Here is an 18,313-nt window from a genome sequence, read left to right on the forward strand (position 1 = left end):
TGGATTCAGCAATTCACCCAGGATTGCGGCAAGGAACAGCCGATCTCTTCGGCGAATTCTTCAAGAAAGCGGATCATGCGCGCGGTGCGTTGTTCTGCAATCCGCCTTCCGGTTTCGGTCAACATGTCACCTGGCAGGCGCAGAAGTTTCACCTTCCAGTGGTCGAGCGAGAAATGAAGGTCATCCAGTGGCCGGGCTTGGGCAAAAGGGTCCGCCGGATCGTAAAGAGTACGCCCCAAGGCTCCGGAAACGGAAAAGTTGCGGGCGATACCGATGGCGCCTAGGGCGTCAAGGCGGTCCGCATCGCGCAGAATGCGTGCCTCGATCGTTTCAGGGGGGATATCGGCCGAAAAACTATGGGCTTCGATCGCGTGCTGGATCGCACGGACCTGATCGGCCTCAAACCCGATTTCCTTTAGAATAGGCTCTGATTCAGCTGCGGATCTGCGCGAGGCAAGATGCCGGGCGGGATCGTCCTTGGGCAGATTCACAAGATCGTGCAGGTAACTTGCGGCCAGCAGCACGGACATATCGGTTTGATCATCTGCGATGGCCCGGGCGTTGGTCCAAACACGATCCAGATGGGCCAGATCATGGGCCGGATCCGTTTCCATGCGATGTGCGACCGCAGCCCGCAGGCGGGAGCGCAGATCAGCCGATCCGTCCACGGTTCTCTCCGATCTGGCCGCGATGCAAGAGCAGGTGGTCGAGGATCACGCAGGCCATCATCGCCTCTCCTACCGGGACCGCGCGAATACCAACACAAGGGTCGTGACGGCCCTTGGTGATGATCTCGGTCTCTTCGCCTGATTTGGTGATGGTTTTGCGTGTGGTCAGAATAGACGAGGTCGGCTTGACCGCAAAGCGCACGACGATGTCCTGTCCGGTTGAGATGCCGCCCAGAATCCCGCCCGCATGGTTCGAGCTGTATTGTGGGCCATTCTGGCCCATGAAAATCTCATCCGCGTTGGCCTCGCCCGTCAGTTCAGCCGCGGCCATGCCTTCGCCGATTTCGACGCCTTTCACCGCGTTGATCGACATCATCGCAGCGGTTAGATCAGTGTCTAACTTGGCATAAACCGGCGCGCCAAGCCCTGCGGGCACGCCACGCGCCACAACTTCGACAATTGCGCCAACCGAGTTGCCGGACTTGCGCAGATCGTCCAGATAGGTGGCCCACTTCTCGGCGGCTTGCGCATCCGGTGTCCAGAACGGGTTCTGCTCGATCTGGGACCAGTCGAAATTGTCGCGCTCGATCTTATGCGGCCCGATCTGGGTCATGTATCCGGTGATCTGCACGTTGGGCGCAATCTGTTTGATCGCCTCACGCGCCAATCCACCCGCAGCAACACGTGATGCTGTTTCGCGTGCAGAACTCCGCCCGCCGCCGCGATAATCCCGGATCCCGTATTTCTGCCAATAGGTGATATCGGCGTGCCCCGGGCGGAACTTTTCCATGATATCGCCATAGTCTTTCGAGCGCTGATCGGTGTTCTCGATCATCAGTTGCACAGGCGTTCCGGTGGTCTGCCCTTCGAACACACCAGACAGGATTTTCACCTGATCGGGTTCGCGCCGCTGGGTTGTGAACTTGTTCTGCCCCGGTTTGCGCTTGTCCAGCCAGTGCTGGATCATGGTCTTGTCGATCGCGACACCCGGCGGACAGCCGTCAACAGTGGCACCCAAGGCGGGTCCATGGCTTTCACCCCAGGTGGTGACACGGAATAAATGGCCAAAACTGTTCATCGACATGGGGCGGGCTCCTTTGGGATCGTGATTAGCGGGGAGCGCCGTGAGCCTCAAGGGGATTTGCGAATTGGTGCGCGCCACCTTGCGGTGGCGCGAATGAGTAGTTTTGAGAAGATGAAGATCAGGCGGCCTGCGTCAGCGCCGTTCGGGTCGCTGTGATTTTCAGCGCAGCTTGTGCGGCTTCGCGGCCTTTCTCAACAAAATGCGCGCGGTAGATGGCGTTGTGATGGTCGGTTTCCTGATACTGGTGCGGCGTCAGGGAGACGGACAGGACCGGTACGCCGGTATCCATGCCGGCGCGCATCAACCCGTCCACGACGGCCTGCGCCACGAAGTCGTGCCGGTAAATGCCGCTATCCACGACAAATGCGGCGCAGGCGACAGCCGCGTAGCGGCCGGTTTGGGCCAGATCGCGGGCCAGCAGCGGCATCTCGAACGCGCCGGGAACGTCGAAAACATCGACCTGATCGGCCGGGATCAGTTCAAGAAACCCGTCCAGCGCGCGGTCGACGATGTTGGAATGCCAGTTGGCTTTGACAAAAGCATAGCGGGTGTGTGTCATCGTGATCTCCTTTCAGTTCGGTGGCCTGCTGGCGGTCGCGAAAACCTTTGCTGCCAGCCCGGCATGACACGTCACCCAAGGCGATCACGAGCAGGCGCGCCGGTTCACCGGCACGACTTGCACGTTCTCTTCCATCCGGACTTTGACCGTCGGCTCTGGCCTCTCACCAGATCTGCTGACACTCTTTCGTGGTTCCACACTTTGTCCGAATACCGGCCTCTGCCGTTCGGATCGTGGACACGGCAGAGCCGCTCGCGGGCTTACGGGTCATGGCCCGCATACCGCCGGTGGGGAATTCCACCCCGCCCTGAGAACGAGGCAGACCTTGCCAAGAACCAACCCCATCTGCAAGAGATTTGGCAGGAGGTCGCCCATGCACCCAAATCCAGCCTTCCGCGCCGAGGATCGTGCGCGTCATATTGAATTCGCCCGCGACCGGGCTTTTGGCGTTCTGGCGATTTCCGGCGACGGCGCGCCATTGATCAGTCACGTGCCCTTTCTGCTGTCTGAGGACGGTGCGGTGGTCGATCTTCATCTGGTGCGATCAAACCCGATTGTCCGTATGCTGCACGGGCCGAAAGAGGTCAGGATCGCGGTGCAGGGGCCTGATGGCTATGTCTCGCCCGACTGGTACGGTGTCGCCGATCAAGTTCCGACTTGGAACTATGTTGCCGTGCACCTGACCGGACGGCTTGAACTGCGCCCGCAGGACGAGCTGCGTGATTTGCTGGATCGACAAACGGCATTCTTTGAAGATCGACTGCTGCCCAAAGCGCCATGGGTCACCGGGAAAATGTCTGATGACGCGTTGGCCAGAATGATGCGGATGATCGTACCATGCCGGATGCAGGTAGAGGATATCCAGGGCACCTGGAAACTGGGCCAGAACAAGCCGGAGGATGCAAGAATCGCTGCTGCCGACAAAGTGCCCGGCGGATTTGGCAGTGAAACCGGTCAGCTGGCCGCCTTGATGCACAAGGCGTAACCAGCACCGGGAAACAGGATTACTCGGAACTGAAAGTTGCCAGATAGGCGGCGATATCTTCCGCGCCTTTCCTGAGCTTGACGCTCATGTTCGGGCGGGCGGTTTCGTCATCCAGATACTCTTTGATGAAACCGATGGGGTCTTTGGAATAGGCGGCAATGTTTTCTTCGGTCCAGATCAGACCTTCTTCGCCGGCACGGATCATGTCATCGGTGAACATACCGACCGGCAGGCGCTCGCTGCCGTAGCGATAGTCATTTTCGGACCCGGCGACACGTCCGACGACACCATAGAGATTCGGGCCGGTGATTCCGCCTTTGACCAGTACTTCGCCGTCCTTGATGATCGCATGACACGATGAACAGCGGTTGTACATCGCCTCGCCTTTCGCTGGATCACCTGCCGCAAGTGTTTGCGAGGACAGGGCCAATGTGAGTATCGCAGTGGCCAGGGTGATTTTTGACATTGGGGTCTCCTTGCAGGAGTTCGCGCGTTTTTGCGCTGTCCGGTATTCACGCAAAAAGTGCAACTGTGTAATTGCGCTCAATTTTCGATTTAAATCATCTATTTGGCAAATATGATTTACCCAGCAGACAATCGCTGCTTCGCGATGCTGATTGTCAAGAATACGCTCTCAAATGATTGGCCGACTGGTGGTCAGAATCGGGCTGGATTTCGCCTGCAAAACTGAGTTCGAAGTTCGAATCAATCCCCGTTGATTCGAAGCCACAGGTAAAGTTGCGGACGAGAATCACCAAAAAAAGCCCCTCGTCACGTGCATGAAGGGACACATGCGGCGTATTGCGCGTTTATGAACGCTGGACGAACACTATTCTCCCCGATAGTAAGCGCGGTTAAGACACCGCATTCGTGCGGTGCGCGAGCTATTTGCCCGTCCGCGGGCGCCAGATAATCGGAGATAACCTCGTGTCCCACGCAGAAGACCACGAAGGCACCCGCAGAGATTTCCTGTACTACGTCGCTGGCGGCGCAGGTGTCGTTGCAACGGGTGCAGCCGTATGGCCACTGATCAACCAAATGAACCCGTCGGCAGACGTTCAGGCGCTGTCCTCGATCCGTGTGGATGTGAGCGGCGTCGAGCCGGGCACGCAACTGACGGTAAAATGGCTGGGAAAACCCGTTTTTGTCCGTCACCGCACCGGTGCCGAGATTCAGGAAGCCCAGGAACAGGACGCCGAAGGTGTTGATGCGCTGCCAGATCCGCTGGCACGCAACTTCAACCTGAGCGCAGATGCGCCTGCGACTGACGCAAACCGTGTCATGCCGTCACCGGAAGGCGAAGCGCCGGGTGCTTGGATTGTTCAGATGGGCGTTTGTACGCACCTCGGCTGTGTGCCTCTGGGGGATGCCGGCGACTTCGGTGGCTGGTTCTGCCCGTGCCACGGCTCGCACTACGACCTCGCCGGTCGTATCCGTAAAGGCCCCGCGCCTGAGAACCTGCCTGTCCCGCCCGCAGAATGGGTGGATAACAGCACAATCAAACTCGGCTAAGGGAGACCCAAACTTATGTCCGGAATTCCCCACGATCATTACGAGCCGAAGACAAACGGCGAGAAGTGGCTGAACAGCCGCCTGCCGATTGTCGGCCTGCTGTACGATACCCTTATGATCCCGACCCCCAAGAACCTGAACTGGTGGTGGATCTGGGGCATCGTTCTGGCGTTCTGCCTGGCGCTGCAAATCATCACCGGTATCGTTTTGGTGATGCACTATACCCCGCATGTCGATCTGGCCTTTGCCAGCATCGAGCACATCATGCGCAACGTGAATGGCGGTCACTTTATCCGCTATCTGCACATGAATGGCGCGTCGCTGTTCTTTGTGGCGGTTTACATCCACATGTTCCGCGGCTTGTTCTACGGCTCGTACAAAGCCCCGCGTGAGATCACGTGGATCATCGGTATGCTGATCTATCTGATGATGATGGGCACCGCCTTCATGGGCTATGTTCTGCCCTGGGGTCAGATGTCCTTCTGGGGTGCGACTGTGATCACCGGCCTGTTTGGTGCGATCCCGTTTGTTGGTGACGCGCTTCAGACCTGGCTGCTGGGTGGGCCCGCCGTGGACAACGCCACGCTGAACCGCTTCTTCTCGTTGCACTATCTGCTGCCGTTTATCATTGCGGCATTGGTTGTGGTGCATATCTGGGCCTTCCACACCACCGGCAACAACAACCCGACAGGTGTTGAAGTGCGCCGGGGCTCGAAAGCTGAGGCCGAGAAAGACACGCTGCCGTTCTGGCCGTACTTCGTGATCAAGGATCTCTTCGCCCTAGCCGTGATCCTGGTCGTGTTCTGGGCCGTCGTGGGCTTTATGCCGAACTATCTGGGCCACCCGGACAACTACATCGAAGCCAACCCTCTGGTGACACCTGCACACATTGTTCCCGAATGGTACTTCCTGCCGTTCTACGCGATCCTGCGCGCGTTCACCGGTGAGGTCTGGGTCGTTCAATTCGCCAGCTTCATCACCGGAGGTATCATTGATGCCAAGTTCTTCGGTGTTCTGGCGATGTTCGGTGCGATCCTGGCCATGGCGCTGGCGCCCTGGCTGGACACCTCGAACGTGCGTTCGGGCAAGTACCGTCCGATGTTCAAATGGTGGTTCTACCTGCTGGTCATCGACTTCTTTGCCCTGATGTGGCTGGGTGCGATGCCCGCGGAAGAGCCCTATGCGACCTTCTCGCTGATCGCGTCCGCCTACTGGTTCGCCTATTTCTTCGTGATCCTGCCGATCCTCGGAGTGATCGAGAAGCCTCTGGCACAGCCCGAGACCATCGAAGAAGACTTCAACGCGCATTATGGCAAGGCTGACGCCAAAGCCACGCCGGCCGAGTAAGAAGAGGGACCGGAAACATGTTCAAGAAACTTGCAATCGGCGCCGCGTTTGCCTTGGCCCTGACCCCTGTTGCATCCATTGCAGCAGGTGGGGGTGAGCAGCATATCGAAGACTTCGACTTCTCGTTCGAAGGTCCCTTCGGTACCTGGGACCAGCATCAGCTGCAGCGCGGCCTGCAGATCTATACCGAGGTCTGCGCAGCCTGCCACGGTCTGCAATATGTGCCTCTGCGCGATCTGGAAGCGCTGGGCTATTCGGAAGAAGAAGTTATCGCTTATGCAGCGGGCAACTTCGAAGTGTTTGACCCCGAGCTGGACGATTTCCGCCCGGCGATTCCGACTGACCACTTCCCGGCCAACAACGGTGTCGGCGCGCCGGACCTGAGCCTGATGGCCAAGGCCCGCGCGGGCTTCCACGGACCTTACGGTCTGGGCATCAATCAGTTGGTCAAAGGCATGGGCGGAGCCGAGTACATCGCCTCACTGCTGGACGGCTATACTGGTGAAGAGAAGGAAGAGGCAGGCACTGTCCTCTACGAAAACAAGGCCTTCCCCGGCGGCTGGATTTCGATGGCACCGCCGCTGGCGGATGAACAGGTCGAGTTTGCTGACGGGCACTCGAACTCTGTCGAACACATGTCAGAGGACGTCGCGGCGTTCCTGATGTGGGCGGCCGAGCCGAAGATGATGGAGCGCAAGAACGCCGGCTTTGTTGGCGTGATTTTCCTCACCGTTCTGTCGGTGCTTCTCTATCTGGTCAACAAGCGCCTGTGGGCTCCGCATAAGGGCAAGAAATCCGCCTGATCCGTCAGGGTAGGTTTAAGGAAATTCAAAAGGCCCCGTGCGTCGCGCGGGGCTTTTTCTTTGAAACCGCTCGACAACTTGTTCCTTGACGCGAACCCCGTGCAACACGACGCTGGTTGCATTGTAGAAGTCATTTTGGAGTGAATTGTCATGAACGCTTTGTCGAATGCCGCGAAACTGCGCGAGGCCTTTTCCAGATGGAACGAATCCAAGGGTTCGAACCTGAAAATGTGGGACGACTACACGACCGACGATATCTGCATCCGGTCCCTTGGCGACGGGAAAAACGGGCTGGACTTCAGTTGCGCCCGCAAGGGGCAGGGTCAGATGCACCAATATCTGAAGGAATTGACGGATGCCTTCGAAATGGTCCACTGGACGTTGCAGGACACCATAGCCCAGGACGACCGGGTCGTCGGGGTGGGCGTCACGGCCTGGACACACAAAGCCAGCGGCCAGAAGGTCGAAACGCCGGTCGTTGTCATTTGCAAGTTCTGCGGCGACCGGGTCTGCGAATATCAGGAATTCTACGACACGGCCGCCCTCGCTGCCGTGACCGGGCAATGAATGCCGCCGGCAGCCGACGCCATCACGCGATCAACTGGGTTTGAGTATGACCGGTGACTGCCGCCGTCACGATCTCGCCCTCGGTCCGGGGGGCCGAAAAGGACACTTCGGTGAATTGCTCGGTTCGGCCCATGTGCGGGCTTTCCATCAGGATGTGATGGGTTTTGCCGATTTGTTGTGACAAGTGCTTTTTGACCTGAGCGTCGCCTGCTGCGCGCAACCGGGCGGCGCGATCCTTGATGACCGTTCCATTCACCTGCTGCGGTATGCGAGCTGCCGGTGTGCCTTCACGCTTGGAATAGGGGAAGACATGCAGCCAAGTCAGGTCGCAGTCGCTGATCAGCTTCAGCGAGTTTTCGAAATGCGCTTCGGACTCGGTCGGGAAGCCTGCGATGATATCCGCACCAAAGGTCATGTCGGGGCGCAGCTTGCGTGCCTCTTCGGTAAAGCGGATGGCGTCGTCGCGCAGATGGCGGCGTTTCATGCGCTTTAGAATCAGATCGTCGCCGTGCTGAAGCGACAGGTGCAGATGCGGCATCAGGCGCGGCTCGGTTGCGATGGCCTGCATCAGATTCTCGTCCACCTCGATCGAATCGATCGAGCTGATGCGCAGGCGCGGCAGGTCGGGCACCAGCTTGAGGATGCGCATGACAAGATCGCCCAGTTTGGGGCTTGCGGGCAGGTCGGCGCCCCAGGATGTCAGATCGACCCCGGTCAGCACGACCTCGTTATAGCCCTTGTCGACAAGCCGCTTGATCTGATCCACCACCACACCGGCCGGCACGCTGCGCGAGTTGCCCCGGCCATAGGGAATGATGCAGAAGGTACAGCGGTGGTCACAACCGTTCTGGACCTGCACATAGGCGCGCGAGCGGGTGCCGAATCCGTCGATCAGATGGCCGGCCGTTTCAGTGACCGACATGATGTCATCCACCTGCACCGCCTCGGTCTGACCGATGAAATCAGTCGCCATGCCTTGCCAGGTCTCGGGCTGCATCTTTTCGGTGTTGCCGATGACCGCATCGACCTCGTCCATCTGCGCAAAGGTTTCGGGCTCGGTCTGGGCGGCACAGCCTGTAACGATCAGGCGGGCATTCGGATTCTCGCGCCGTAGCTTGCGGATCTCCTGCCGGGCCTTGCGCACGGCCTCAGCCGTCACTGCGCATGTGTTCACCACCACAGCGTCTGTCAGACCGGCCTGTTGCGACAGTTCTTTCATCGCCTCAGTTTCATAGGCGTTCAGGCGGCAGCCCAACGTGGTGAACTTGGGCGGGTTCATCCCAGCGACCTCAGAAATTCAGGCGTCAGAGTGCCAGAGAAAACGTGACATGTCGGGCCGGTCATCCAGACACCATCGTCGCGCCAGTCGACCCAAAGCGTGCCACCATCCAAATCAATCCGCACTTTGCGCCCGGTCAGCCCCCGTCGCGCGGCGGCCACGGCCGTTGCACAGGACGAAGACCCAGATGCCAGAGTGATGCCTACTCCGCGCTCCCATACGCGCATACGGATGTGATCCGGACCAATGACCTGGGCCACCTGGACATTAGTGCGTTCGGGATAAAGCGGGTGGTATTCGTAACGCGCGCCGAATTCTGCCAACGGGATCGCTTCGGCGTTGTCAACGAAGAACGTGCAATGCGGGTTTCCCATTCCCGTTGCCGTCGGGGTGCCTTCGATCGGCAATTCCAGCGTATCCATTTCTTCTGCCAGAGGAACTTCGCGCCAGTCCAGCTGCGGGTGCCCCATGTTGACCGAGGTGAGCCCATCGCCGGCATCCCGCGCATGAAGGGTTCCCCGTTCCGTGGTGAGCTTGAGGGCAGAGCGCCCCGTCTCATCCATAAGCAACCGTGCAATACAGCGGGTGGCGTTGCCGCAGGCGGCAGAAGTTGATCCATCGGAATTGTAGAACACCAGATGCGCGTCGGCTTCACCCTTTTCGATAACGGTCAACTGATCGAATCCCACCCCAAATTGCCGATGCCCGATTCCCTGGGCCAGCGTCGGCGTGATCGGGGCATCCTGTGCGCGTGCGTCAACAATGACAAAGTCATTGCCCAGCCCGTGCATCTTTATGAAGGGCAGTCCGGTGTCGAGTCTCTGTTGCATGGCGGGCATATAACGTCGGTCCGAACATGAATCCACCCTGTCGCGAAGATTCCTCAAAAAAGGGGTTGACCCTCCAGCGCCACCTGCCTAATTAGGCCGCCTATCGGGTTGCCGGAAACACGCGTTGTTACGGCGAAACGAGGCGCAAAATAAGGGCTTGAACCCGGTCGGGGAATTGCCGTAAAGAGCGCCACGGATCAACAGATCCAACAAAAGAGTGGGCCGTTAGCTCAGTTGGTAGAGCAACTGACTTTTAATCAGTGGGTCGCAGGTTCGAATCCTGCACGGCTCACCACTTTTTTAAATAAAAATAAATACTTACACGAGGCCGTGCAGAGTGCGCTTCGTGACGTGCGGCCTACCGGAAGCAATACGGAAGCACTGTGACAAAGATTGAAGTGTGCTTATTGGATCACAACGGTATAACGCGGCGGCAGCTCACTTACACGTGTGTACAATCTCCCGGACAAACTCAAGCGGGACTTGAGCAGGTCGGCCACCAAGCAGACATTCGCTGCTTGTGCAGCACTAGACCTCAGCGACGGCGGCAATCCACAGCAAGCGGACTTTGGATCAAAGACGCAGTGTCTTGGGGGCGTGGACAGCAGCCACAAACCTTAGACGGAGACGACCTTGACTAGTTCTGATCAAACTGCTGGTTTCGGCGCATCGCAACATTGACAGACTTGAAACAAAAATCCGTAGACGCAGCGATCAGCTGCAACGCCGTGTACATCCGTGAGGCTTGCAGCATCGGTCGAAGTGGGCTCAATGCAGTCATTCGCTGCACTAGGCATGAGCGACCGCTTTGCGGACTAAGCAGACGAGCGATCAATATCGTAAGCTGGCTTTGGCCTTAACGGCACGGGCACCTCAATGGCGGGATCGTACTGACAGTAGCCGAAATGCATAGGCACTGATACTTTCGGCGCTGAAGTAACCCTGCGAGGTAAGAAATGAAGAGATACTGGTCATTTGCCGCAACCATGCTTCTATCTGTTTCCGCAACGGCAGTAAGTGCCACGGAAGACATTCGACTTGTCGTGCAGATAACAGTAGATGGCCTGCGTGGAGATTTGATTTCCCGGTACAGCGCCTCTTTTGGAGATGGAGGGTTTAACAGGCTTCTGAACAACGGTGTCTGGTACACCGACGCTCACCATAGACACGCCAACACCGAAACTATTGTCGGCCACGCGACTCTTGCGACTGGGGCATACCCCTCTGAACATGGAATGATTGGCAATGCCTGGTTTAACAGGGCTGAAGAGCGTTTGGGGTACAATATTGAGGACCCGAACTTTCCAATGCTAGCTGTTACCGGCTTTGGGGGTGAGGTCGATCAAGTTGACCCAACACAGGCAGCCGCTACGACCTCAGGCCGTTCGCCTGTTAACCTGCTGGCCACAACTTTCGGAGATGAATTGTCGAAGTCCAATGCGGGCCGATCCAAAGTGTTTTCTGTGTCTGGCAAAGACCGTTCGGCGGTTGCAATGGCCGGACATGTCGGCAAGGCCTTTTGGATGTCGACGGCCACTGGCGCGTTTGAAACAAGCACGTACTATTATGACGCATATCCTGACTGGGCAAACGATTGGAACGCCAAGCGCCCGGCAGATACGAAAATCGAGAGTGAATGGTGGCCGGAATGCTCGGACGCGCCCTACCTGATGGACAAAGAGGAACGTCCATTCGTAACAAATCTCGGCACGTTCGGTCGTACTTTCCCACATTTCTATGGGACGCCGGAAGATGGGCTCTATTACACACAGGTCCTGGTTTCACCGCATGGAGATCGGATCACGGCGGATTTTGCAAAAACTGCTATCAAAGAAGAAGAACTAGGCCATGACGAGTGGCCCGACTACCTCTCCATCAGTTTCTCGGGCGTGGACGCAACCAACCATTTCTTTGGACCAACCAGCCTGGAAAATGAAGAAATGGTGCGCTGCTTGGACGAGACGCTGGCAGATTTTTTCGCCTTCCTGGATCGAGAAGTCGGACCCGAGAATGTACTTTACGTGCTTTCCGCAGATCATGGCATGCCCGAAGCCCCGGAAGAGATGGCTCAAGCCGGACTCACGACTTTCCGAAACTCCACCGAAGTACTGATGGCGGAAGTAAATAACACTATTGCTGATGAATTCGGTGCTGAGGGCGTGATTCAGTTCTTTTTTCGTCCATATGTTTATCTCGACCACAACGCTATATCGTCGGCAGGCGCCGACCTCCGGTTGATCGAACAGCGCGTCGCCGAAAGGTTAATGGCTGAACCGGGTATTGAGCTTGCCATGCCGACTGTACCGCTCGCTGAACAACAGGGTCACACGCTGCAAAACCAAATCCGGCGCAATTACCACCCAACACGCTCTGGAGACATTTACGTTGTGCAGACGCCGTACTCATTTCTGTTTGAGGATGGTCCGATTGCCGTAATGCACGGATCACCTTGGCGCTATGACACTCACGTTCCTATCATCTTCTCTGGGCCCGACATCAAACCGGCTAGAGTAAGTCGCCCAGTTTCAACAGTGGATGTCGCTGTTACATTGAGCAATTTTTTGGGTATCAGCCAACCTAGCAGCGCTGCTGGTGAACCGTTAATGGAAATTGGCCCTCCGAGTCCTTAAGGTGGTAGTACTGGGCTCAAGGCAGACGTTCGCTCTCGACTCAAAACTGCCATTCGATCGAACAGATACGCTATTGCTACTCAACGGTTTAGACACTTCAATATCGGTGACTGCAGGTGCTGAATTCAAAACCCCGATTCTTCATCTGCTCATAACTGTGAGGAATAAGCCAATGAAAAGAATTATTTGTTCGACCGCTCTCATATTATCTCTTTCCGTTAGTTCGTCTATGGCTGTCTCACCCACAGGCTCAGACTTTGCCGACACTGGCGACATTCTTGCCCGCTCGGCTGAGATTGAAGACATCGAATATCAAATCATGGTCCAGCGGGCGACGCAGGCGGCGATCTACTACATGCCAGCTGTGGCCCAAGTCGACTTCATCAAGGCCACCGTGCGGGCCGGCGGCGATTACGATACTGTCAACTACGTGACCGAACCCTTTGGGTCCGAGAAGGGTTTTCTCACAGCGAACGACACGACGGCCTATGCTTGGGGGTCGATCACATCCAAAGACGGCCCGATGGTTGTTGAAGTCCCGCCAATGACGGACAAAGTGGACTATTTCGGCTCCTTCATCTCAGCGTGGCACGTCCCGATGATCGACGTTGGATCGAAAGGGGCCGACGAGGGCAAGGGCGGTAAATACCTGTTCTTACCGCCCGACTACGATGGCGCGTTCGGCACGGCGGAAAAGCTGGAAGCACAGGGCTATATAATTGTACCTAAGTACGACACGTATGACGTCTCATTTTCGTTCCGCCCGACGCTTTTAAACGGAGCCACACACGCGGAAGCTGGAGAGCACGCCAAGGGCATTAAGATCTACTCGTTGGAAGAAGACGTTAACCGAACCATCGAGCCCACGCATTACCTCGATGCCACCGAGCTCGCTTACGACTGTCTGCCGTATTACAACATGACCTTTATCGAAGACATTAACGATGTGGTGCAGAACAACCCGATCCGAGAAAAGGACCGCGCCATGTACTCGATGCTGGAAAGCTTCGGTATCGAGAAGGGTGAAGCGTTTGACCCCACGGAGACGCAGAGGAAAGCTGCGCTTGAAGGGTTGGAGCTCGCCTACGCCCACATGCAGAACAAGTTCGTCACCGAGGGCGAAACGGTTGCTCCTCTTTGGACTAAAGATGGTGAGAAACTGTCTGAGTGGTCTTTCTGGAACTTTGGTCCTCAGGCCCAGATGGGTTTCCCATTTGAGGATGGTGCGGAAATCCTCATAGACAAAAGGGCCGCGACCTTCTTTTACGTGACCTTCCTTCCGAGCAAGTTGGGCGGTGCTACCTTCTACCTGACTGGTCTGCGCGATTCAGATGGGAACATGCTCAATGGTGAGGACACCTACAAACTCAACGTACCTGCCGATGTGCCCGCTGAGGATTTCTGGTCGGCTATCGTGTACAATATGGAAACCAAGAACTTTAATCGCGGCGTTGATCGGGTCGGGGCGTCGACCAAAGACTTGGACAACATGGTGAAGAATGACGATGGCTCTGTCGATGTTTACTACGCTCCCAATCTTGATGAGGTGCCAGAAGGCTTTGAAGCCAATTGGGTGACCACAGAGAGCGCCACCAATGCCAACGATTGGTTCTTCCTGTTCCGCCTCTACCGCCCCGTGAGTGAGGACTGGTTCAAGGACTGGATGCTGAATGACGTTGTGAACATCTCTACTAAGTAGAGAATCCAAGGGCTCTTTCGGGAGCCTTTTTTTCTGCCGCGCTAGTAGTATTGCTTTGTCTGGTGACTGCGCAATGCTGACACTTGACAGTTTCACAGCATCGTCGCCTTTGGGCTCAAACTGCCCTAACGGGCACTCCACAAAAAAGGCGAGTGCTCGTCAGTGGTCTACGCAATAAACCGATATCTGTTCTTCGCTTCATGCAGCTTGTTTGCGGCGCGCTCAGGATCAGCCTGTACATTCTCTGCGAGCCTGCCCCCTACACTTTCCATAAATTCACCCAGCTCACTTTCCTGAGTATCTTCCAGCGCGGCCAGCGTGATCCCAAGGCCCGCCATTTGTGCTGATATCAACCTAATTTGCTCAGTACGGTGTACGTGCTTAATGCTTGTGGCATCGACGTGGCTGCGCATTTCCAGCAGGTCATCCTCTGACGACGCGGCAACCAAGTTCCAGATTTCATGATTGGACCAGCGCGCGCGGTTTCCATCATCAGGATCAGGTTCACAGTAACGTATCTTTTTTAATGCCTCTGCGATGACATCGCCGAACATGGCATCGAACTGAGGCCACGTCCTGATCTGCCAACGATCTTTGAGCAAGTCCTTCCCCGCACGCACCTCAACGCGCCACACGCGGCTCTGAGACGCATCAGAAGGGTCCAAAGGAGGCAAACCATCCCGGTCTAGGTTGGCGTTCCAGATATCCCACCAGATCGGCTTTTTCTTATCAATCACTTCGCGACGTTTGTCATAGATGATGACCTGCCGTCCCGGCATTTTGCCAACCGTGACAGATGTGAACTGACCAGATTTACCGTTGCTGCGCACATCATCTTGAGCAGTGAGATAGTCAGCGCGGTTGGTGTGGCTGTGAATGACGAAGTTTTCAGGAACAAGTTCGAATTCCGGCGCGAGAATATCGACGCAGAAATCGGCACGACTGATACTGACCTGATGCGACGCAAAGCGGATTCCAAGCCTAGTTAGGGTCTTATCGATGTAGGAACGAGCGTATCCGAGTCCTTGTGTCGCTAGAAGAGTTGAACCAACCGAAATCCGAATGCCCCAAGGATCGCGTGCATTTGGTTTCTTGAAGGACCAATGGACATCCAAAGGCCCACCTTTGAGGATAAAGCGATACCCGTTGCCGCCATGTGGCAAAAGATCAAAGTCCGCGCCGCCGTAGCTGAAAGGAACGGGATGCCGCTCTTCTTCGGCCCTTTCCCTTTCAGTGTTCAGCAGGTCGAACAACTCCTGAGAGATATTCGCCTGAATAGAAAGTGCGATAGTGTCGAATCCACGATGTACAACGTGCATTTTGAGGTCTCCTTGGGCTCCGGTATTTCCAGAGGGGGGTGCTACAATCACCCCCCTCTTTCGGCGAATGCCGCGCGATTTGGTTGAGGTTGGGAAAAGGGGCGGGCGCTGGCGCGCCCTTCGATAGTGCCTCCGGCGGGGCAGCTATTGTTTTGGGGCCGGGCTGGACGCCCGGCGGATATCATTGGCTGGCTGCTGCCTGCTTTCGCGAAATCCAATTCTCTGCACGTTCCGCACATTTAGAGACGTTCAGAAGGTCATTGTGAGAAAACGCACTGGTGGTACGCCAGTCGCCCTCCCCGTTCTTGTAGGATCGTGAGATATCGACTGAGAAAAACCCATCATTGTCCCAGATCGTTGCGGTGATCAGCCCGATTTTGAATTTGAAAGCGGGTTGCTGTGTCATGGTGAACTCCTTGCTTGAATTGTTTGGCAGACACAAAAAGGGCGCAGGGTGGCGACACCCCGCGCCCCTGAGAGCCATCCGGCCCCAAAATCCCGCTCAGCGCTGCCAACTCTGAACGGGCAAAACTCAAATGTTAGGAAGGTGCGGCGCTGGTATTGGCGACGCGCTTTTCAGCGATCCATTTTTTCAAGTCACTGCGCGTGTAACGGACAGACCGACCAGAGACCTTTACAAACATAGGCCCACCACCTCGAACACGCCAATTTTGCAATGCGCGTACTGAATAACAGAGATAGTTGGCGGCTTCTTTCTCGTCGATGAGCCGGTCGAAGTAGTCAGGGTCAATCTGTGCTTGCATGGTTGCCTCGCTGCATATCGTTTCATTGCAGCCAATATGCAGCGTAGGTCCGTCTCAATCTAATGTCATATATGGCTCAAAATTTGTCCATTTATGACATCCCCTATTTTTTAAGGCCAAACACGCGCAATGTCGCGTTTCCGAGAGTGTGCGACGTCGGGAATTTGTGATTCTGATCGATCCAGAAAAACGCATACATGAAACTAAAGAAATCGCTCTTGTAGGGCTGTTCTTCGTCCAGTTCGTCATAGCGATAGGTCTTCATTGGATTGCGTCCGGTGTAGTGCTGGAACACTTTCGCAAGCTGTTGGATTGTATCTTCCAAGCTTTCGTTCTGTTTAGGGCGGGCGCGTGGGCGCTTGTGATGGTCCAGACCTTCTTGGATCAGGAACGCTATCTCGGGGAGATTCCCTTTCAGGACGTCAATCAAATACTCTCCGTAGTCCAGCCCTTCGTGGTCAGCACCAATCGCGTTCTCAAAATAGTCTTCCGGCTCATTCGCCATTCCAACTTCTTCAATTTCCCATTGAATAGAAGGAGGCAGGTTTGAAAGCTGATCCAGCAGAGAGCCGATGGTCTTGTTGAGCTTGCTGTAAATCGCCTTGCGCTCTTTCGCAGGAAGCGGCTTTGATCGCCGGTCTTTGGGGCGATAGTGTCGAGCAATATATTCAATATCCGTGGCAAAGCCCTTAGCGACGGGCAACGGTAGTTGCATCTGGCTCCACATATGCTCAAGGTCCAGTTCAAGCTTCTTGTCGTGATTGTCCAGCATGTGTTCCAAGCCTGTATGATATCTTATGGTCGCGTTGTGGTGCCCTATGTAACGTAACCTATACATAGAGCGTTCAAATCCTTGCCGATGCCCCTATGTAAGGTAACATTACTGCACAACCCGAAGGGGCGCGGTTCTTACGTCCTTTCGAACTGCGCGTGCCAATCTTGCCGCGACAGACCCAGCCGCGCGCTGAACAGCATCATCGGCAAGGTGCGCGTAACGTAGTGTCGTTGTCAGATTCTTGTGTCCCATAATCTCTTTCAGAGTGAACGGATCGATCCCGTCTTTCATGGCGACCGAGGCATATGTATGTCGCAGGTCGTGAATACGGACATCCTCCAACCCTGCCGTCTTACGTATACGTCGCCACGGCTTTTGCAGGTTGTTCAATGGGCCATCATCTGACTCCCCTAATATTACATAGGGGTTTCCCGGTTGCCGGGGCAAATCCATCAGGATGTCATAGGCTTCCCTCGGCAACGGAATACGGCGACGGCCGGTCTTGCTGTCCGGTAACTCCAAATGGTGCGACGTAACATAGTCCCACCGCAGCGTCAGAATCTCGCTGAGGCGGCATCCGGTGTAAATCAGCAGTAGCAGGGCCGACACCACGTAAACGGTCTCTGTGCCGTCTTCCAGCGCTTCGGCCAGCACTTCACCAAGCCGTATCTGTTCCGCGTCTGACAGATAGCGTTTCTTTTCTTCTTCGCGAAAATTTTTGATCCGGCGCGCGGGGTTCGATCCCGGTTGCCGCAACCCCCAATCCTCGGCCAGATTGAATAGCTTCGACAGCATCGCCGCCGCCCGGTTTGCCTGATAAGGCGTCTCGCGCAAACCGTGATGAAATGCCACCACGTCGGCACGGGTTACTTCGCCAATTGGTATAGGTCCAAGTTTGGGCCGGATGAATCGGCGAATGATGCTGTGATAATCGCGGGCCGTGGTTGGCTTACAATGCTGATCGACATATTCCTCGAGGAACCGGTCACACAGCCCGGCAACGGTCGGTGCGCGCCGCTTGGCTTGCTTCTCGGCAGATGGGTCTGATCCGCGCGCAACGTCGCCCAGAAGCTGCTTGGCGTGTGTCCGTGCTTCCTCAGCCGTCAGAACACCATGCTGGCCGATTGTGATCCGTCGCGTCCGGCGACCGGCTCGGTACTGAACTAGATAGGCCTTCTTGCCGGAGGGATAGACCCGCAGCCCAAAGCCGCGCATGTCCCGGTCCCAGACAAGGTATTCCTTGGTCTCTACGGCAAGCCCCTCAACCGCGCGTTTGGTCAATTTGAACATATCCAGAACACTCCTTGCTTCCGGCCTGCTTCCGGAAGCTATACGGAAGCAAATGGCGGCGAATTCTGGAGTAATTCATGAATTCAAGGCGCAACGAAGGTCAACGTAAATAATTGTTTTCGCTTCATTTTTGTCAATGTGGCGAAATCCGGAGAAATACAGCGAAATGGCTCTGGCCGTTCTTTTAATCAGTGGGTCGCAG

Annotated in this window: 18 protein-coding genes, 1 tRNA gene and 1 riboswitch; of the genes, 8 read left to right on the plus strand and 11 right to left on the minus strand. The window is 56.1% G+C overall.

Annotation, left to right across the window (positions count from 1 at the left end; genetic code table 11):
• Nucleotides 1-5: 5 nt before the first annotated feature.
• The 3 genes from ACR0FB_RS16395 to ACR0FB_RS16405 form a co-directional block, all read right to left on the minus strand.
• A complete protein-coding gene (locus tag ACR0FB_RS16395; protein WP_480621440.1) occupies nt 6-668 on the minus strand; it encodes an HD domain-containing protein in 663 nt (220 codons plus the stop codon).
• On the minus strand, nt 652-1,752 hold the full coding sequence (aroC, locus tag ACR0FB_RS16400) for a chorismate synthase (RefSeq protein ID WP_480621441.1): 1,101 nt from the start codon (nt 1,750-1,752) through the stop codon (nt 652-654). Before aroC ends, ACR0FB_RS16395 begins: the two co-directional genes overlap by 17 nt.
• 118 nt (nt 1,753-1,870) lie before the next feature.
• Nucleotides 1,871-2,311, minus strand: a complete 441-nt coding sequence (locus ACR0FB_RS16405) for a 6,7-dimethyl-8-ribityllumazine synthase (RefSeq protein ID WP_480621442.1) — start codon at nt 2,309-2,311, stop codon at nt 1,871-1,873.
• A gap of 119 nt (nt 2,312-2,430) precedes the next feature.
• Nucleotides 2,431-2,630: riboswitch (FMN riboswitch) on the minus strand.
• Between the two features lie 54 nt (nt 2,631-2,684).
• On the opposite strand from ACR0FB_RS16405, the gene ACR0FB_RS16410 reads away from it, so the two are divergent.
• Nucleotides 2,685-3,296 (plus strand): FMN-binding negative transcriptional regulator, encoded by a 612-nt coding sequence (locus ACR0FB_RS16410; RefSeq protein ID WP_171638453.1) that lies wholly within the window; start codon nt 2,685-2,687, stop codon nt 3,294-3,296.
• A 19-nt stretch (nt 3,297-3,315) separates the two neighbouring features.
• Here ACR0FB_RS16410 and ACR0FB_RS16415 read toward each other — a convergent pair whose 3' ends face one another.
• On the minus strand, nt 3,316-3,762 hold the full coding sequence (locus tag ACR0FB_RS16415; protein WP_171638455.1) for a c-type cytochrome: 447 nt from the start codon (nt 3,760-3,762) through the stop codon (nt 3,316-3,318).
• A gap of 461 nt (nt 3,763-4,223) precedes the next feature.
• Here ACR0FB_RS16415 and petA point away from each other — a divergent pair, with 461 nt between their 5' ends.
• The 4 genes from petA (at nt 4,224) to ACR0FB_RS16435 (ending at nt 7,525) form a co-directional block, all read left to right on the plus strand.
• Nucleotides 4,224-4,808, plus strand: a complete 585-nt coding sequence (gene petA, locus ACR0FB_RS16420; RefSeq protein ID WP_152459513.1) for a ubiquinol-cytochrome c reductase iron-sulfur subunit — start codon at nt 4,224-4,226, stop codon at nt 4,806-4,808.
• Nucleotides 4,809-4,823: 15 nt separating this feature from the next.
• Nucleotides 4,824-6,155 carry a cytochrome b gene (gene petB / locus ACR0FB_RS16425; RefSeq protein ID WP_171638457.1) on the plus strand — a complete coding sequence of 444 codons (1,332 nt, stop codon included), beginning with the start codon at nt 4,824-4,826 and terminating at the stop codon, nt 6,153-6,155.
• Between the two features lie 17 nt (nt 6,156-6,172).
• On the plus strand, nt 6,173-6,958 hold the full coding sequence (locus tag ACR0FB_RS16430; protein ID WP_171638459.1) for a cytochrome c1: 786 nt from the start codon (nt 6,173-6,175) through the stop codon (nt 6,956-6,958).
• 150 nt (nt 6,959-7,108) lie between these two features.
• Nucleotides 7,109-7,525, plus strand: a complete 417-nt coding sequence (locus ACR0FB_RS16435; protein WP_480486281.1) for a nuclear transport factor 2 family protein — start codon at nt 7,109-7,111, stop codon at nt 7,523-7,525.
• A 22-nt stretch (nt 7,526-7,547) separates the two neighbouring features.
• Here the strand turns inward: ACR0FB_RS16435 and mtaB are convergent, their stop codons facing one another.
• A complete protein-coding gene (gene mtaB / locus ACR0FB_RS16440; protein ID WP_480621443.1) occupies nt 7,548-8,804 on the minus strand; it encodes a tRNA (N(6)-L-threonylcarbamoyladenosine(37)-C(2))-methylthiotransferase MtaB in 1,257 nt (418 codons plus the stop codon).
• The gene (gene dapF, locus ACR0FB_RS16445; RefSeq protein WP_480621444.1) at nt 8,801-9,643 is read right to left on the minus strand and encodes a diaminopimelate epimerase; all 843 of its coding nucleotides are present in this window, start codon (nt 9,641-9,643) and stop codon (nt 8,801-8,803) included. Before dapF ends, mtaB begins: the two co-directional genes overlap by 4 nt.
• Before the next feature lie 210 nt (nt 9,644-9,853).
• On the opposite strand from dapF, the gene ACR0FB_RS16450 reads away from it, so the two are divergent.
• The 3 genes from ACR0FB_RS16450 to ACR0FB_RS16460 all read left to right on the plus strand — a co-directional run bounded on the left by ACR0FB_RS16450 (nt 9,854) and on the right by ACR0FB_RS16460 (nt 13,963).
• Nucleotides 9,854-9,929: transfer RNA gene (locus ACR0FB_RS16450), tRNA-Lys, on the plus strand.
• 661 nt (nt 9,930-10,590) lie between these two features.
• Nucleotides 10,591-12,264 carry an alkaline phosphatase family protein gene (locus ACR0FB_RS16455; RefSeq protein WP_480621445.1) on the plus strand — a complete coding sequence of 558 codons (1,674 nt, stop codon included), beginning with the start codon at nt 10,591-10,593 and terminating at the stop codon, nt 12,262-12,264.
• Between the two features lie 172 nt (nt 12,265-12,436).
• Nucleotides 12,437-13,963 carry a DUF1214 domain-containing protein gene (locus tag ACR0FB_RS16460; protein WP_480621446.1) on the plus strand — a complete coding sequence of 509 codons (1,527 nt, stop codon included), beginning with the start codon at nt 12,437-12,439 and terminating at the stop codon, nt 13,961-13,963.
• Between the two features lie 167 nt (nt 13,964-14,130).
• On the opposite strand, the gene ACR0FB_RS16465 is transcribed toward ACR0FB_RS16460, so the two are convergent.
• The 5 genes from ACR0FB_RS16465 to ACR0FB_RS16485 all read right to left on the minus strand — a co-directional run bounded on the left by ACR0FB_RS16465 (nt 14,131) and on the right by ACR0FB_RS16485 (nt 18,111).
• On the minus strand, nt 14,131-15,282 hold the full coding sequence (locus ACR0FB_RS16465) for a hypothetical protein (protein WP_480621447.1): 1,152 nt from the start codon (nt 15,280-15,282) through the stop codon (nt 14,131-14,133).
• Nucleotides 15,283-15,463: 181 nt separating this feature from the next.
• The gene (locus ACR0FB_RS16470; RefSeq protein WP_425079899.1) at nt 15,464-15,688 is read right to left on the minus strand and encodes a hypothetical protein; all 225 of its coding nucleotides are present in this window, start codon (nt 15,686-15,688) and stop codon (nt 15,464-15,466) included.
• A 133-nt stretch (nt 15,689-15,821) separates the two neighbouring features.
• On the minus strand, nt 15,822-16,046 hold the full coding sequence (locus tag ACR0FB_RS16475) for a helix-turn-helix transcriptional regulator (protein ID WP_171638472.1): 225 nt from the start codon (nt 16,044-16,046) through the stop codon (nt 15,822-15,824).
• A gap of 103 nt (nt 16,047-16,149) precedes the next feature.
• Entirely contained in the window at nt 16,150-16,818 is a 669-nt protein-coding gene (locus ACR0FB_RS16480; protein ID WP_480621448.1) for a hypothetical protein, read from the minus strand.
• A 108-nt stretch (nt 16,819-16,926) separates the two neighbouring features.
• Entirely contained in the window at nt 16,927-18,111 is a 1,185-nt protein-coding gene (locus ACR0FB_RS16485) for a tyrosine-type recombinase/integrase (protein WP_480621449.1), read from the minus strand.
• Nucleotides 18,112-18,313: the final 202 nt, after the last annotated feature.

It is taken from the genome of Ruegeria sp. P10 (genome assembly GCF_056534925.1).

Bases quoted from the DNA above. Each gene is read 5' to 3' on its own strand.
- petB (WP_171638457.1), top strand. From the start codon at position 4,824: ATGTCCGGAATTCCCCACGATCATTACGAGCCGAAGACAAACGGCGAG.
- ACR0FB_RS16465 (WP_480621447.1), bottom strand. From the start codon at position 15,282: ATGCACGTTGTACATCGTGGATTCGACACTATCGCACTTTCTATTCAG.
- ACR0FB_RS16415 (WP_171638455.1), bottom strand. From the start codon at position 3,762: ATGTCAAAAATCACCCTGGCCACTGCGATACTCACATTGGCCCTGTCC.
- ACR0FB_RS16485 (WP_480621449.1), bottom strand. From the start codon at position 18,111: ATGTTCAAATTGACCAAACGCGCGGTTGAGGGGCTTGCCGTAGAGACC.
- aroC (WP_480621441.1), bottom strand. From the start codon at position 1,752: ATGTCGATGAACAGTTTTGGCCATTTATTCCGTGTCACCACCTGGGGT.
- ACR0FB_RS16455 (WP_480621445.1), top strand. From the start codon at position 10,591: ATGAAGAGATACTGGTCATTTGCCGCAACCATGCTTCTATCTGTTTCC.
- ACR0FB_RS16435 (WP_480486281.1), top strand. From the start codon at position 7,109: ATGAACGCTTTGTCGAATGCCGCGAAACTGCGCGAGGCCTTTTCCAGA.
- dapF (WP_480621444.1), bottom strand. From the start codon at position 9,643: ATGCCCGCCATGCAACAGAGACTCGACACCGGACTGCCCTTCATAAAG.
- ACR0FB_RS16480 (WP_480621448.1), bottom strand. From the start codon at position 16,818: ATGCTGGACAATCACGACAAGAAGCTTGAACTGGACCTTGAGCATATG.
- ACR0FB_RS16405 (WP_480621442.1), bottom strand. From the start codon at position 2,311: ATGACACACACCCGCTATGCTTTTGTCAAAGCCAACTGGCATTCCAAC.
- ACR0FB_RS16410 (WP_171638453.1), top strand. From the start codon at position 2,685: ATGCACCCAAATCCAGCCTTCCGCGCCGAGGATCGTGCGCGTCATATT.
- ACR0FB_RS16470 (WP_425079899.1), bottom strand. From the start codon at position 15,688: ATGACACAGCAACCCGCTTTCAAATTCAAAATCGGGCTGATCACCGCA.
- ACR0FB_RS16430 (WP_171638459.1), top strand. From the start codon at position 6,173: ATGTTCAAGAAACTTGCAATCGGCGCCGCGTTTGCCTTGGCCCTGACC.
- ACR0FB_RS16460 (WP_480621446.1), top strand. From the start codon at position 12,437: ATGAAAAGAATTATTTGTTCGACCGCTCTCATATTATCTCTTTCCGTT.
- ACR0FB_RS16475 (WP_171638472.1), bottom strand. From the start codon at position 16,046: ATGCAAGCACAGATTGACCCTGACTACTTCGACCGGCTCATCGACGAG.
- mtaB (WP_480621443.1), bottom strand. From the start codon at position 8,804: ATGAACCCGCCCAAGTTCACCACGTTGGGCTGCCGCCTGAACGCCTAT.